This is a genomic window from Curtobacterium sp. VKM Ac-1395 (genome assembly GCF_015350975.1).
GTDB lineage: Bacteria > Actinomycetota > Actinomycetes > Actinomycetales > Microbacteriaceae > Curtobacterium.
In genome coordinates, this window is sequence record NZ_JADKRX010000002.1 from 525,558 (window position 1) to 540,106 (window position 14,549).

Genomic DNA, 14,549 nt, shown 5'->3' on the forward strand with positions numbered 1-14,549 from the left:
GCCAGGAGAACTCCGCCATGTCCCCGTCCGACCTGCGCTCGTCCCCGCTCGACGCGGCACACGTCGCCGCCGGTGCCTCGTTCACCGACTTCGCCGGGTACCGCATGCCCGTGCGCTACTCGTCCGACCTCGCCGAGCACCACGCCGTGCGCCAGGCAGCCGGCGTGTTCGACCTGTCGCACATGGCCGAGATCGGCGTCTCCGGACCCGGCTCGGTCGCCTTCCTCGACCACGCGCTCGCCGGTGCCTTCGGGGCGATGACCGTCGGCCGTGCGAAGTACTCGCTCCTGCTCGCCGAGCACGGCGGGATCCTCGACGACCTGGTCGTGTACCGGGTGGAGGAGGACTCCTACCTCGTGGTCGCGAACGCCGCCAACCGCGACGTCGCCGTCGAGGCCCTGCAGGACCGCTCCGCCGGCTTCGACGTCGTGGTCACCGACGACTCCGACACGACGGCACTCGTCGCGATCCAGGGCCCCGCCGCGGCCGGCACGCTCGACGCCCTCGTCGTCGAGGACCGCCTGCAGCCCGAGACCCCGCTCGACGAGCTCCGCTACTACCGGGTCCTGCACGCGACGTTCGACGACGCCGAGGTGCTCATCGCCCGCACCGGGTACACCGGCGAGGACGGCTTCGAGATCTACAGCGACCCCGAGGTCGCACCGGCGATCTGGGACGCCCTGCTCGAGGCGGGGGCGTCCCGCGGGGTCGTGCCCGCCGGACTCGCCGCCCGGGACACCCTGCGGCTCGAGGCCGGGATGCCCCTCTACGGCCACGAGCTCTCGGTCGACACCCGTCCCGCCCAGGCCGGCCTCGGTCGTGTCGTGGCCACGGACGGCGACTTCGTCGGGGCGTCCGGCGTGCAGCCGGACCCCGACGCACCGGTGCTCGTCGGCCTGGTGATGGAGGGCCGCCGCGCCGCTCGCGCCGGCTACCCCGTCCTGCACGACGGGGTCGTCGTCGGCACCGTCACCTCCGGCGCACTCTCCCCGACGCTCGGCCACCCGGTCGCGATGGCGTTCGTCGCGCCGTCCGCCCTCGCCGAGGGACACGTCCTCCACATCGACGTCCGCGGCACGGCCATCCCCGCATCGGTCTCCGCGTTCCCCTTCTACCGCCGCGCATCGAAAGGCTGAGGCCATGACCGACCAGACCGCACTGCAGTACACCAAGGACCACGAGTGGCTCCTCGTCGAGGGCGACGTCGTCACCGTCGGCATCACGGACCACGCCGCCGAGCAGCTCGGTGACGTCGTCTTCGTCGAGCTGCCCGCCGTCGGCACCACCGCGACCGCCGGGCACCAGATCGGGGAGATCGAGTCCACCAAGAGCGTCGGCGAGCTCTTCGCGCCGATCGAGGGCGAGGTCGTCGAGGTCAACGAGGCCGTCGTCGCCGCCCCCGACACCGTCAACCAGGACCCCTTCGGCGCCGGCTGGCTCGTGAAGCTCAAGGTCGAGGGCACCTCCTTCCCCGAGGACCTGATGGACCACGACACCTACCGGGCGTCCATCGCATGACGACCGACGACCAGAACCTGCAGACCACGTTCGCCGACCGCCACATCGGCACCACCACGGCCGACCAGCGCGTCATGCTCGAGACCGTCGGCCAGCCGTCGCTCGACGCCCTCGTCCGTGCCGCGATCCCGGCGTCCATCCACGCCGAGCCCGTCGCCTCGTCCTCGATCCCGGCCGCGGTCGGCGAGACCGAGGCGCTCGCCGAGCTCCGCGCCATCGCGTCGCAGAACACCGTCCGCCGACCGATGATCGGCCTCGGCTACCACGGCACCCACACGCCCGCGGTGATCCAGCGCAACGTGCTCGAGAACCCGAGCTGGTACACGGCCTACACGCCGTACCAGCCGGAGATCTCGCAGGGCCGCCTGGAGGCCCTCATCAACTTCCAGACGATGGTCGCCGACCTCACGGGGATGGCCACCGCCGGGGCGTCGATGCTCGACGAAGGCACCGCCGTGGTCGAGGGCATGCTCCTCGCCCGCCGGGCCTCGAAGGTCAAGGGCGACGCGTTCCTGGTCGACCAGGACGTCCTCCCGCAGACCATGGCACTGCTCGAGAACCGGTCGGACGCCGTCGGCATCACCCTCCGCGTCGTCGACCCGACCCGCGAGCTGACCGACGCCGAGGTCGACGGGGCCTTCGGCATCGTCCTGCAGTACCCGGGCGCCTCCGGCCGTGTCATCGACCCGAGTGCCGCCATCGAGCGCGTGCACGCCGGCGGGGGCATCGCCGTCGTCGCCGCCGACCTGCTCGCGATGACCCTGCTGAAGAGCCCGGGCGACCTCGGCGCGGACGTCGCCGTCGGCACGTCCCAGCGCTTCGGCGTCCCGCTCGGGTTCGGCGGGCCGCACGCCGGGTACCTCGCCGTCCGCGCTGGCCTGGAACGCCAGCTCCCCGGCCGGCTCGTCGGGGTGTCGTTCGACGCCGCCGGCAGCATGGCCTACCGCCTCAGCCTGCAGACCCGCGAGCAGCACATCCGCCGCGAGAAGGCGACGTCGAACATCTGCACCGCACAGGTGCTGCTCGCCGTGATGGCGTCGATGTACGCGGTCTACCACGGGCCAGAGGGCCTCCGCTTCATCGCGAACCGCGTCGCCCGGACGGCCACGGCGCTCGCCGACGCCGCCCGCACCGCGGGGGTCGAGGTCCTGCACGACGCCTTCTTCGACACCGTCACGCTCCGTCGTGCCGGTGGCGCGCAGGACATCGTGGCAGCCGCCGCCGAGCGCGGGTACCTGCTGCACCAGGTGGACGAGGACACTGTCTCCGTGTCGGCCGACGAGACCACCACCGCCGACGACGTCCGCGTGCTCGCCGACGTCCTGGCCGGCGGTGCCGGGCCGGACCAGCGCGCCGTCGAGACGGCCGTGCGGGACGCAGCCACGAGCCTCCCGTCCGCCCTCGCTCGCGAGAGCGAGTACCTGACGCACCCGGTGTTCAGCTCGTACCGCAGCGAGACCCGGATGATGCGCTACCTCAAGCACCTCGCCGACAAGGACTACGCGCTCGACCGCGGCATGATCCCGCTCGGCAGCTGCACGATGAAGCTCAACGCCGCCACCGAGATGGCGGCCGTCACGTGGCCGGAGTTCGCGAACGTCCACCCGTTCGCGCCGCGCTCCGACGTCGAGGGCTACCTCGGCATGATCGGCGACCTCGAGACCTGGCTGGCCGAGGTCACCGGGTACGACGCCGTCTCGATGCAGCCGAACGCGGGCAGCCAGGGCGAGCTCGCCGGCCTGCTCGCGATCCGCGGGTACCACCAGTCCCGCGGCGACCAGTCCCGCACGGTCTGCCTGATCCCGTCCAGCGCGCACGGCACGAACGCGGCGTCGGCGGTCCTCGCCGGCATGCGGGTCGTCGTCGTCGCGTGCGACGAGAACGGCAACGTCGACCTCGACGACCTCCGCGCGAAGACGGCCGAGCACGCCGACACCCTCGCGGCGCTGATGATCACGTACCCGTCGACCCACGGCGTCTACGAGCACGACATCCGCGACATCTGCGACGCCGTGCACGACGCCGGCGGCCAGGTCTACGTCGACGGCGCGAACCTCAACGCGCTGCTCGGGCACGCCCGGTTCGGCGACTTCGGTGGCGACGTCTCGCACCTGAACCTGCACAAGACCTTCTGCATCCCGCACGGCGGCGGCGGGCCCGGCGTGGGCCCCGTCGCGGCGAAGGCGCACCTGGCGGCGTTCCTGCCCGGCCACCCGATGGCCCAACAGGAGGACCGCCGCACCGGTGCCACCGCGGCGTCGTCCGACGACCGGCTGGCGCACGCCGGCGGGCCCGTGTCGGCAGCGCCGTACGGCAGCCCGAGCATCCTGCCGATCACGTGGTCGTACGTCCGCATGATGGGCGTCGAGGGCCTCACCCGGGCGACCGAGGTGGCGGTCCTCGGGGCGAACTACATCGCCGCGCGACTCCGTGACGCCTTCCCGGTGCTCTACACGGGGGAGTCCGGCCTGGTCGCGCACGAGTGCATCCTCGACCTCCGGCCCCTCCGCGACGCCACGGGCATCACGGTCGACGACGTCGCCAAGCGCCTGGTCGACTACGGCTTCCACGCCCCGACCATGTCGTTCCCCGTCGCGGGCACGCTCATGGTCGAGCCGACGGAGAGCGAGGACCTGGCGGAGCTCGACCGCTTCGTCGACGCCATGCTCGCGATCCGTGCCGAGGCCGACGCCGTCCAGCGGGGCGAGTGGCCCGCGGACGACAACCCGCTCGTCGGGGCGCCGCACACCGCCTCCTCGGTGATCTCGGGGGAGTGGGAGCACGCCTACACGCGGGAGCAGGCCGTGTACCCGCTGCCGGGCATGACCGACCGGAAGTACTGGCCGCCGGTGCGCCGCATCGACCAGGCGTACGGGGACCGCAACCTGGTGTGCGCCTGCCCGCCGATCGAGGCCTTCGCATGATCCAGCGCTGACGCCTGCTCGCTGGGCGCCCGCACGCCCGTAGGCCTGCACGCACGCCCGCAGGCCCGCACGCCTGCGGGCTGTCCGCCCGCACGACCACGACGGCCCGGAGCCCCACGGCTCCGGGCCGTCGTCGTGTGTCCGGCACCCCCACCCCCGGCTGTCCACCCTGGACATGCACTGCGAACGATGAAGACGCAACGAACCCGCATGTTGCACCCTGAAACGCGCGGATGTTGCACCCCACCGCAACGATCATGCAAGTTGGTTACCAGCGTGTAACCGTTCGTTCCAGCATTTGGTGGGTCCTCAGCGCTCTGCCTACAGTGCAGAGGTCAAACGTGCCTGGTGACACCTCTGTGCCCGGCGCGTCCCATGCACCAGGAGGAACTCTTGATCAAGAAGCGCGCTGGGCTCGCAGCCCTCGCCGTGCTCGGGGCCACAGCAATCGCCCTGGCCGGCTGCTCCAGCAACGGTGGCGGCAGTGGCTCGGGCTCCGGCTCCGGCTCCGGCAACGGTGGCGGGTCCTCGGACTCGTCCGGCATCGTCACCACGAACGGCAGCGAGCCCCAGAACCCGCTCATCCCCTCGAACTCCACCGAGACCGGTGGCGGCAAGATCATCAACTCGATCTTCGAGGGTCTCCGCTCCTACGACGCCGACGGCAAGCCGGTGAACGAGGTCGCGAAGAGCATCACCACCGACGACTCGAAGACGTTCGACATCAAGCTCAACACGGGCTGGACGTTCACGAACGGCGAGAAGATCACCGCCGAGTCCTTCACGAAGGCGTGGAACTGGGCGGCGCAGAAGTCGAACGCCCAGGGCGCGAGCTACTTCTTCGAGAACATCGAGGGCTTCGACGCGGACAAGGACGCCGAGCTCACGGGCCTCAAGGTCAAGAGCGACGACGAGTTCACCGTGACGCTCAAGGCGGCGCAGTCGGACTTCCCGCTCTCGCTCGGCTACTCGGCCTTCGTGCCGCTGCCGTCGGTCTTCTACGACGACACCAAGGCGTTCGGTGAGAACCCGATCGGCAACGGTCCGTACAAGCTCGCGAGCAAGACGGCCTGGACCCACAACCAGAACATCAAGCTCGTCACGAACAAGGACTACGAGGGCAAGCGCAAGCCGAAGAACGGTGGTCTGACGATCACGTTCTACACCTCGCAGGACACCGCGTACTCCGACGCCCAGGGCGGCAACCTCGACGTCCTCGACGCCGTGCCGGACAGCGCCTTCCAGACCTACAAGTCGGACTTCCCCGACTCGAACGTCAACCAGCCGGCCGCCATCTTCCAGGCGATCTACCTGCCCTACTACCTCGACCACTGGAAGGGTGAAGAGGGCCAGCTCCGCCGCGAGGCGATCTCGCTGTCGATCAACCGCAAGCAGATCACGAACAAGATCTTCGACGGCACCCGCACCCCGGCCAAGGACTTCACCTCCCCGGTGATCGACGGCTGGACCGGCGACCTCAAGGGCTCCGACGTCCTGCAGTACAACAAGTCGGAGGCGAAGAAGCTGTGGGCCAAGGCCAACGCCATCTCGCCGTACAACGACACCCTCACCATCACGTACAACGCTGACGGTGGCCACGAGGCATGGGTGACCGCGGTCACGAACAGCATCTCGAACACGCTGGGCATCAAGGCCGAGGGCAACGCGATCCCGACGTTCCAGGAAGCCCTGGACCTGCAGACGAACGACAAGCTCAAGGGCGGAAGCCGCACCGGTTGGCAGGCCGACTACCCGTCGCTGTACAACTTCCTCGGCCCGACCATGGGTGACGGTTCGTCGAACAACTACTCGCGCTACGACTCGGCCGAGTACAACTCGCTGCTCAAGCAGGGTCAGTCCGCCGAGAACGTCGAGGCCGGCAACAAGATCTTCGACCAGGCCCAGGAGCTCCTCCTCAAGGACCTGCCCGAGATCCCGCTCTGGTACTCCAACGTGACCGGTGTCTGGTCCGCCGACAACGTGTCGAACGTCAAGTTCGGCTGGGACTCGGTGCCGCAGTACTACGACATCGAGGTCAAGAAGAAGTAACACCGGTCACCACGTGACCCAGGGTCTTCGCTGACGACCCACCGCGGGCAGGTATATCCTGCCTCGCGACCACCGGACGGGGGTTCGGGGACCATGGTCCCCGAGCCCCCGTACCACGGCGGCAACACCTTCCCCCACCACGCGGGCGCCGCCGCCCGCACCGGACACCCGTGCCGACCCTCGGACCGTCCACCCCTCCACGACATGAACCTGATCACGACCGCTCGGAACCAGGCAGGGATCTGATGCTCTGGTACCTCGGCAAGCGCCTCCTCCAACTGATCCCCGTGTTCTTCGGGGCGACGTTCCTCATCTACTTCATGGTGTTCTCCCTGCCCGGCGACCCGATCGCCGCGCTGTTCGGGGACCGCCAGCCCTCTCCGCAGGTGATCGAGCAGCTGCGTCAGCAGTACAACCTCGACAAGCCGTTCATCGTGCAGTACCTGCTCTGGATCGGCGGTGTGTTCCGCGGCGACCTCGGTCTGACCTACTCGGGTCTGCCCGTCAGCCAGCAGCTCGCGCAGGCGTTCCCGATCACCGCGCGACTCGCGATCCTGGCCCTCGTCTTCGAGGCCGTCGCCGGCATCGTCGTCGGTGTCATCGCCGGGCTCAAGAAGGGCAAGTGGTTCGACGCCACCGCGCTCGTCGTGTCGCTGCTGCTCATCTCGGTGCCGACCTTCGTCGTCGGCTTCGTGCTGCAGTACGTCTTCGGCATCAAGCTCGCCCTGTTCCGCGTGACGGTGTCCGGCGAAGCTCCCTGGTCGGAGCTCGTGCTGCCGGCACTCGTGCTCGCGTCGGTGTCGTTCGCGTACATCGTGCGGCTGACCCGCGCCAGCGTCGCCGAGAACATGAGCGCCGACTTCGTCCGCACCGCGACGGCCAAGGGCCTGCCGCGTCGTCGGGTGATCGGGGTGCACATCTTCCGCAACTCGCTCATCCCCGTGGTGACGTACCTCGGCATCGACATCGGCAACCTGATGGTCGGCGCGATCGTGACCGAGGGCATCTTCAACATCCACGGTGTCGGCGGCACGGTCTACCAGGCCGTCAAGCTCGGCCAGGGCCCCACCGTGGTGTCCTTCGTCGCCGTGATGGTCATCATCTTCATGCTCGCCAACCTCCTGGTCGACCTGCTCTACGCCGTCCTGGACCCGAGGATCCGCTATGCCAAGTAACACGGAATCGCGCTCCGCGACGCACTTCGTCGCCCCGCTCGAGGAGACGCCGCTCCAGGCGATCGACAACGTCAACGAGGACGAGAAGGCCCGGTCCCTGTGGACCGACGCCTGGGAGTCCATGCGCAGCCGCCCGACCTTCTGGATCTCCTCGGTGCTGATCGTCCTGATCATCGTCGTGGCGGTCTTCCCCGGGCTGTTCACGCACGTCGACCCGCGGGCCTCGAACCTCAACAACAGCGACGAGGGGCCGCGCGCCGGACACCTCCTCGGGTTCACGCGCCAGGGCTACGACACGTACGCCCGCGTGATCTGGGGTGCCAGGAACTCGCTCATCGTCGGCATCGTGGCCACCGTGCTGGTGACCGCCGTCGGCGTCGTGATCGGTGCCCTCGCCGGGTTCTTCGGCGGCTGGCTCGACACGATCGTGTCCCGCATCGGTGACATCTTCTTCTCGATCCCGACCGTCCTCGGCGCCATCGTGATCATGTCCGTCATCCCGGCCCGCAACCCCATCACGGTGTCGCTGGTGCTCGCGGCCTTCGCCTGGCCGCAGATCGCCCGCATCATGCGCGGCGCGGTCCTCAGCGCCAAGCAGGCCGACTACGTGACGGCGTCCGAGGCACTCGGTGTCAGCCGGATGAAGGTGCTCGTGCGCCACGTGGTCCCGAACTCCCTCGCCCCGGTCATCGTCGTCGCGACGGTCTCGCTCGGCACGTTCATCGTCGCCGAGGCCACCCTGTCGTTCCTCGGCATCGGCCTGCCGCCGTCGTCCCTCAGCTGGGGCCTCGACATCGGCACCGCGCAGTCGTCGATCCGCACCAACCCGGCGACCATCTTCTGGCCGTCGGCAGCCCTGTCCATCACCGTGCTCGCGTTCCTGCTCCTCGGAGACGTGGTCCGCGACGCACTCGACCCGAAGGCGAGGGCCCGCCGATGAGCGAGACGCTGACCGAGCCGGCCGCCCGCCGTACCCGCGGCGACGGCGCCCCGCTCCTCGAGATCTCCGGCCTGGAGATCGGCTTCAAGACCCAGGGCGGCTTCGTGCAGGCCGTCCGCGGCGTCGACCTCACCCTCGAGCAGGGCGAACGCCTCGCGATCGTGGGGGAGTCCGGCTCCGGCAAGTCCACCAGCGCGCAGGCGATCATCAAGCTGCTGCCCGGCGCCGGGCAGGTGACCGGCGGGTCGATCAAGTTCAACGGTCGCGAGCTCGTCGGCCTCTCCGACAAGGAGATGTCCGAGATCCGCGGCAAGGAGATCGGCTACGTCCCGCAGGACCCGATGTCCAACCTCAACCCGCTATGGACCATCGGGTTCCAGGTCGAGGAGGCGATCCGTGCGAACGGCATGGCCTCCGGCAAGAAGGCCGTCCGCGAGCGTGCGATCGAGGTGCTGCAGGAGGCCGGCCTCGGTGACGCCGCGACCCGCCTGAAGCAGTACCCGCACGAGTTCTCCGGCGGCATGCGCCAGCGCGTGCTCATCGGCATCGGCCTGTCGAGCCGTCCGCAGCTGCTCATCGCCGACGAGCCGACCAGCGCACTCGACGTCACCGTGCAGCGCGTGATCCTCGACCACCTCGAGACCCTGACGCGCGACTTCGGCACGAGCGTGCTCTTCATCACGCACGACCTCGGCCTCGCCGCCGAGCGCGCCGAGAAGCTCGTCGTGATGTACAAGGGCCAGGTCGTCGAAGCGGGGCCGTCGAAGGAGATCCTCGGCAACCCGCAGCACCCGTACACGCAGCGCCTCGTCGCCGCGGCGCCCTCGCTCGCAAGCCGCCGCATCCAGTCGAAGGTGCAGCACCAGCGGGTCGACATCGCCGACGCCGGCAGCGACGACGCCGAGCTGATCGCCCGCGCCCAGCAGCGCGAGCACCAGCCGACGCGGGACCTCATCGTGGTGAAGAACCTCGAGAAGGTCTACAAGCTGCGCGGCAAGAACCTCGCCTCGCGCGAGCTCAAGGCCGTCGACGACGTGTCGTTCTCGATCCCGAAGGGCACCACCACGGCGCTCGTCGGCGAGTCCGGCTCGGGCAAGTCGACCGTCGCCAAGCTCGTCCTGCAGCTCGAGGGCATCACGAGCGGCACGGTGCAGTTCGACGGCATCGACATCGGGGCGCTGAAGGGCAAGGAGCTCTTCGACTTCCGCCGCCGCGTCCAGCCGGTGTTCCAGGACCCGTACGGCTCCCTCGACCCGATGTACAACGTCGGGAACACCATCGCGGAACCGCTCGTCACGCACAGCATCGGGGACAAGGCCTCGCGCCGTGCCCGCGTCCGCGAACTCCTCGACCAGGTCGCCCTGCCGGCGTCCATGGTGAATCGCTACCCGAACGAGCTCTCCGGCGGACAGCGGCAGCGCATCGCCGTCGCGCGTGCGCTGGCGCTGAAGCCCGAGGTCATCGTCCTCGACGAGGCGGTCTCGGCGCTCGACGTGCTCGTGCAGGGCCAGATCCTCGACCTGCTCACCGAGCTGCAGTCGGAACTCGGTCTGACCTACCTGTTCATCACGCACGACCTCGCCGTCGTCCGCCTCGTCGCGGACAACGTCTGCGTCATGCGCCAGGGACGGATCGTGGAGACGGCGACGACCGACGAGGTCTTCGCCAACCCGCGCGAGCAGTACACGCAGGACCTCCTGGCGGCCATCCCCGGCGCCGGGTTCGAGTTCGGTCGCTGACTCGCACCTCCCGCACCACACGGAACGCGCCGCCCCGGCTCCGGGACGGCGCGTTCCGTCGTCCTGGGGACCCGGACGGGAGGCCCGCCCCACGTCGCGCAGACCGGGACCGGACCGGACTCCCCGGCTCGGTCCCGCGGCGCTGGCAGTCAGACCAGGGTCAGAGGCGCGCGCCGGCCATGCTGCCGGCGATGCCGAGCACGATGAGCGCGACGATCGCCCAGCCGTGCACCCGGTGCACGATCGGGGCGGCCGTCACCGTCGCCGGGGGAGCACCCACGTGCTCGACCGGAGCCGGCACGCGCGCACGGATCTCGTCGGCCGCAGCGGCGACGCTGACGGGCACCGGGCCTCCTGGCTGTCCGATCGCGAGCCGTGCCGTCGGGCGCGGTGCGATCCAGACGCGCTGTTCGCCCTGGTCGGTGACGATCTCGAGCCCGTACTTCGACCGGACGTCCTGGACCCGTCGCCACGCGAAGCGGGTGGTGCGACGGACGTCGACGACGACGAGTTCGTCCTCGGTGAGCTCGATGCGTGGTCGCCAGAGCACGACCCAGGCGAACCAGGAGGTGAACAGGGACGGCACCGGCACCAGCCAGGCGGCGCGGAGGCCGTTGGCGGCCAGTCCGATGACGACGAGGGCGACGGCGACGACCCAGAGGACGACGGCGAGGCGGCGCATGTTCGTCGCGACGATCCGGGTGGGCATGTGTCAAGCGTAGGAGACCGGGGGCGCGTGGTCCCCCATCGGGGAGGCCCGCCGGTCAGCGCGTCACACGACGAGCTGCTCGATCTGCTCGCGGATGACCTCGGCACGCGGGAACCGGACGCCGACCAGGCCGACGTGGCGCCAGCGCACCAGGCCGTCCGGACCGATCACGAACACCGAGCGGCGGAGGCCCAGACCGGGGGCGCGGACGCCGTACGCCCGGATGACGTCACCGCTGACGTCGGAGAGTAGGGGGAAGGTGAGCGACGAGTCGCGAGCGAAGTCCTCGTGCGAGTCGAGCCCCTGGGGGCTGATGCCCCAGACGACGGCGCCGAGGTCGCGGAAGTCGTCGAGCTCCTGCTGGTACGAGCAGAGCTGCGCGGTGCAGATGGGGGTGGCGTCACCCGGGTAGAAGGCGAGGACGACGGGACGGCCGACCTCGGCCGCGAGCGTGTACTCGCCGTCGGTGCGGACGCCGTCGAGGACGATCATGCCGGGCAGGGTGAAGCCCGGTGCCGCGGAACCGGTCTCGGGGATGGCCATCGTGCAACAGTACGGTCCGGGTCCACGACGGGGCATCAGCCGCACTGTGGAAGTCCTGCGAGGGCGCACACCGGATCGACCGGGACGACGAGAGGGGCCGGACGCAGTGCGCCCGGCCCCTCCCTGTCCGTCCGTCGGTGGCTACTTGGTGAAGCCGACCTTCGTCCAGTCGATGTTCTGCGCACCCGCGAACGCGCCGTAGTTGGCGAGCTTCGGGTTCTGTGCGACCAGCGCGGGCTTCGCGGTGATCGGCATCGAGTGCCCGATCGACCAGACCTGCTTGTCGATCTTGTTCCAGATGACGTTGGCCTTGTCGGAGTCGGGCTCGGACAGCGCCTGCTTCGTCAGCGTGTCGATCGCACTCGAGCTGACACGGCCGTAGTTCTGGCCGGTGGCACCCGAGGTGTAGATCGTCGCCGCGCTGGAGTGGAACCCGGTGCCGCCCCAGACGAAGATCGTCATGTCGTAGTTGCCGGGGGTGACGTACTGCTCGAAGAAGTCGTCGGTGGCGACCGACTTCAGCGTGAGCTTCACGCCGATCTCCTTCAGCTGCTGCTGCATGACCTGCGCCAGCTGCTGCGAGACCGGGGCGCCGGACGGGATCGTGATGGCGATCGCGAGCTGCTTGCCGCCCTTGGTGCGGTAGGTGCCGTCCGTCTTCCACCCGTCGTCGTCCAGCAGCTTCTTCGCCTTCTCGACGTCGAAGTCGCCGTTCGGCTTGGTGTTCGACTTGTAGCCCTTGTCGGTGGACAGGAACAGGTGGTTGTCGAGCGTGCCCAGCTTGTAGGGCAGGGTGCCGCCGATGACCTGGGCCAGGGCGTCCCGGTTCACGGCGTGCTGGATCGCCAGCCGGAGCTGCTTGTCCTTGAGCAGGCCGTTCGTCGAGAAGTCGACGTGGGTGTACTGCGCGGACGTCGAGGCGAGGATCTTCGTGTTCTTCGCGTTCTTCACCCGGTCGAAGCGCTCCGACGTCGTCGTGAGGACGGAGTCGATCTCCTTGTTGAGGTACGCGTCCACGTCGGCGTTGCCGTCCAGGGACCGGAAGATCACCTGGTCGAGCTTCGGCTTCTCGCCCCACCAGTTGTCGTCAGGCTTCATCGTGACGGTGCCGGCGGTCTCGTTGAGGTCGGTGATCTCGTACGGCCCGGACGAGACCGGGACCTTCCCCTTGTAGCCGTTGTTGAACTGGTCAGGGGTGCTGGTCTGGCTGGCCGGGTACAGCGGGCTGAAGAGCGACTTCCAGTCCGAGAACGGGGTGCCGAACTTGACCACGACGTCCTTGTCGGTCGCGCCCTTGGTCACGGAGTCGATGTCCTCGTAGCCGGTCGAGCCGGCGATCAGGTAGGACTTGTCCGTGCCGTTGGTGGTCTTCCACTCGTTCTCGAAGTCCCGCCAGGTGATCTCCGAGCCGTCGCTCCACTTGGCTGCGTCGTTGATCGTGTACGCGATCGTGAGCGGGTCGTCGCTGGTGACCTCGGCCTTCGACACGTAGTCGGTGTTGAGCGTCGGAGCGCCCTTGCCGTCGATCGTGTAGATGTACGGCATCGTCGCCTGCTCGATGGTGTTCGCGTCCACCAGTGGACCGTCGACCTGGTTGTAGTTCCACTGCGAGATCCACTGCGAGATCGGCAGACGGAGGGTGCCGCCGTCTTCGAGGTCCGACGCGGGCTTCGCGTTGATCTGGGCCGAGGTCGGCAGCGTCTTCTTGCCGGAGTCGCTGGACGCGGACCCGCCGGACCCACCCGATCCGCCCGAGCAACCGGTGACGGCGAGCGCGATTCCGGCGAGGGCCGCCGTCACCGCGAGGACTTTCCTGTGCTTCATGTGGTTCCCCTCTGGAAGTTGTCGTTGAGCCTAAGGCCCTCCAGCGGGGGTGGTGGGCATTTCCGGTATCCGACGTACTTTCGTTACGCGGCGGGCTGGGACATGACATGTGCCGGAAACAAACGAGGCCCTATGGTGGCCTCCATGATCCGCTTCCTGGCGCGTCGATTCGTGTACTACGTCGTGCTCGTGTTCCTCGCGACCTCGCTGACCTACTTCCTCGCGTCAGCGACGTTCAGCCCCCGCTCCGTCTACGCGCAGCGGAACCCCGCGCCGTCGGCACAGGTGATCGACGCCAAGCTCGACGACATCGGTGTCAACGACAAGACCCCGGTGGTGATCCGCTACACGCACTGGCTCGACGGCGTCGCGCACGGCGACCTCGGCCAGACGATCCAGGACCGCTCGGTGAACGAACAGTTCTTCCCGCGTCTGGGGGTGAGCCTCCGGCTGCTGCTCGTCGGGTCGGTGGCGGGGATCGTGCTCGGCGTGCTCGTCGGCGTGTGGAACGCGATCCGGCAGTACAAGATCTCGGACCGGGTGAGCGCGGCGATCTCGATCGTGCTGTTCTCCACCCCCGTGTTCCTGACCGCCGTGTTCCTGAAGATCGGCGCGACGAAGCTGAACCAGGACGCCGGCAGTCAGCTCATCAACTTCACGGGGGAGGCGACGCCCGGGCTCGACGGATCGGCCTGGACGCTGCTGGTGGACCGCGGCGCGCACCTGCTGCTGCCGACCATCTCGATCGCCGTCGGGCTCATCGCCATCTACAGCCGGTACCAGCGAGCGACGATGCTCGACGTCCTCGGCTCGGACTTCCTCCGGACAGCCCGGGCGAAGGGGCTCACGCGGGGTCGTGCCACCTTCAAGCACGGCCTGCGAACCGCACTGATCCCGATGACGACGCTCTTCGCCTACGGGTTCCTCGGCATCCTGACCGGAGCGACCCTGACCGAGAAGATCTTCGCGTGGAACGGGCTCGGCTCGTGGTTCATCGACGCGGTGAACAACAACGACGTGAACGTCGTGACGGCGTACACGCTGTTCGCCGCGGTGGTGGTGCTGATCGCCGGGTTCCTCGCCGACGTCGCCACCGCCGCGCTGGACCCGCGCGTCAGGAGGGCATGA

Annotated in this window: 11 protein-coding genes; 8 read left to right on the top strand and 3 right to left on the bottom strand. The window is 69.0% G+C overall.

The features are described from left to right. Positions 1 to 17: 17 nt before the first annotated feature. The 7 genes from gcvT to ITJ68_RS07170 all read left to right on the top strand — a co-directional run bounded on the left by gcvT (position 18) and on the right by ITJ68_RS07170 (position 10,345). Positions 18 to 1,136, top strand: coding sequence for a glycine cleavage system aminomethyltransferase GcvT (gcvT, locus tag ITJ68_RS07140; protein WP_194660828.1), 1,119 nt, complete (start codon positions 18 to 20; stop codon positions 1,134 to 1,136). A gap of 4 nt (positions 1,137 to 1,140) precedes the next feature. Then, positions 1,141 to 1,518: a glycine cleavage system protein GcvH gene (gene gcvH, locus ITJ68_RS07145; RefSeq protein WP_071272241.1), complete on the top strand. Its 378-nt coding sequence runs from the start codon at positions 1,141 to 1,143 to the stop codon at positions 1,516 to 1,518. Continuing rightward, positions 1,515 to 4,442 (top strand): aminomethyl-transferring glycine dehydrogenase, encoded by a 2,928-nt coding sequence (gene gcvP, locus ITJ68_RS07150; RefSeq protein ID WP_194660575.1) that lies wholly within the window; start codon positions 1,515 to 1,517, stop codon positions 4,440 to 4,442. The genes gcvH and gcvP overlap by 4 nt, the downstream gene beginning before the upstream one ends. A gap of 393 nt (positions 4,443 to 4,835) precedes the next feature. After that, entirely contained in the window at positions 4,836 to 6,491 is a 1,656-nt protein-coding gene (locus tag ITJ68_RS07155) for a peptide ABC transporter substrate-binding protein (protein ID WP_194660576.1), read from the top strand. Between the two features lie 245 nt (positions 6,492 to 6,736). Next, on the top strand, positions 6,737 to 7,666 hold the full coding sequence (locus ITJ68_RS07160) for an ABC transporter permease (protein WP_194660577.1): 930 nt from the start codon (positions 6,737 to 6,739) through the stop codon (positions 7,664 to 7,666). Further along, positions 7,656 to 8,606 carry an ABC transporter permease gene (locus ITJ68_RS07165; RefSeq protein WP_194660578.1) on the top strand — a complete coding sequence of 317 codons (951 nt, stop codon included), beginning with the start codon at positions 7,656 to 7,658 and terminating at the stop codon, positions 8,604 to 8,606. The genes ITJ68_RS07160 and ITJ68_RS07165 overlap by 11 nt, the downstream gene beginning before the upstream one ends. Next, the gene (locus ITJ68_RS07170; RefSeq protein ID WP_194660579.1) at positions 8,603 to 10,345 is read left to right on the top strand and encodes a dipeptide ABC transporter ATP-binding protein; all 1,743 of its coding nucleotides are present in this window, start codon (positions 8,603 to 8,605) and stop codon (positions 10,343 to 10,345) included. The genes ITJ68_RS07165 and ITJ68_RS07170 overlap by 4 nt, the downstream gene beginning before the upstream one ends. A gap of 160 nt (positions 10,346 to 10,505) precedes the next feature. On the opposite strand, the gene ITJ68_RS07175 is transcribed toward ITJ68_RS07170, so the two are convergent. The 3 genes from ITJ68_RS07175 to ITJ68_RS07185 all read right to left on the bottom strand — a co-directional run bounded on the left by ITJ68_RS07175 (position 10,506) and on the right by ITJ68_RS07185 (position 13,421). Continuing rightward, complete coding sequence (locus ITJ68_RS07175) at positions 10,506 to 11,054, bottom strand: PH domain-containing protein (protein ID WP_194660580.1); 549 nt, start codon at positions 11,052 to 11,054, stop codon at positions 10,506 to 10,508. 63 nt (positions 11,055 to 11,117) lie between these two features. Then, positions 11,118 to 11,597 (bottom strand): peroxiredoxin, encoded by a 480-nt coding sequence (locus tag ITJ68_RS07180; protein WP_194660581.1) that lies wholly within the window; start codon positions 11,595 to 11,597, stop codon positions 11,118 to 11,120. Between the two features lie 141 nt (positions 11,598 to 11,738). Then, entirely contained in the window at positions 11,739 to 13,421 is a 1,683-nt protein-coding gene (locus tag ITJ68_RS07185; RefSeq protein WP_194660582.1) for an ABC transporter family substrate-binding protein, read from the bottom strand. Positions 13,422 to 13,565: 144 nt separating this feature from the next. On the opposite strand from ITJ68_RS07185, the gene ITJ68_RS07190 reads away from it, so the two are divergent. After that, the gene (locus ITJ68_RS07190) at positions 13,566 to 14,549 is read left to right on the top strand and encodes an ABC transporter permease (RefSeq protein ID WP_194660583.1); all 984 of its coding nucleotides are present in this window, start codon (positions 13,566 to 13,568) and stop codon (positions 14,547 to 14,549) included.

What these genes read in the sequence shown, in the direction of transcription:
- gcvT (WP_194660828.1), top strand. Translation starts at nt 18, where the DNA reads ATGTCCCCGTCCGACCTGCGCTCGTCCCCGCTCGACGCGGCACACGTC.
- gcvH (WP_071272241.1), top strand. Translation starts at nt 1,141, where the DNA reads ATGACCGACCAGACCGCACTGCAGTACACCAAGGACCACGAGTGGCTC.
- gcvP (WP_194660575.1), top strand. Translation starts at nt 1,515, where the DNA reads ATGACGACCGACGACCAGAACCTGCAGACCACGTTCGCCGACCGCCAC.
- ITJ68_RS07160 (WP_194660577.1), top strand. Translation starts at nt 6,737, where the DNA reads ATGCTCTGGTACCTCGGCAAGCGCCTCCTCCAACTGATCCCCGTGTTC.
- ITJ68_RS07165 (WP_194660578.1), top strand. Translation starts at nt 7,656, where the DNA reads ATGCCAAGTAACACGGAATCGCGCTCCGCGACGCACTTCGTCGCCCCG.
- ITJ68_RS07170 (WP_194660579.1), top strand. Translation starts at nt 8,603, where the DNA reads ATGAGCGAGACGCTGACCGAGCCGGCCGCCCGCCGTACCCGCGGCGAC.
- ITJ68_RS07175 (WP_194660580.1), bottom strand. Translation starts at nt 11,054, where the DNA reads ATGCCCACCCGGATCGTCGCGACGAACATGCGCCGCCTCGCCGTCGTC.
- ITJ68_RS07180 (WP_194660581.1), bottom strand. Translation starts at nt 11,597, where the DNA reads ATGGCCATCCCCGAGACCGGTTCCGCGGCACCGGGCTTCACCCTGCCC.
- ITJ68_RS07185 (WP_194660582.1), bottom strand. Translation starts at nt 13,421, where the DNA reads ATGAAGCACAGGAAAGTCCTCGCGGTGACGGCGGCCCTCGCCGGAATC.
- ITJ68_RS07190 (WP_194660583.1), top strand. Translation starts at nt 13,566, where the DNA reads ATGATCCGCTTCCTGGCGCGTCGATTCGTGTACTACGTCGTGCTCGTG.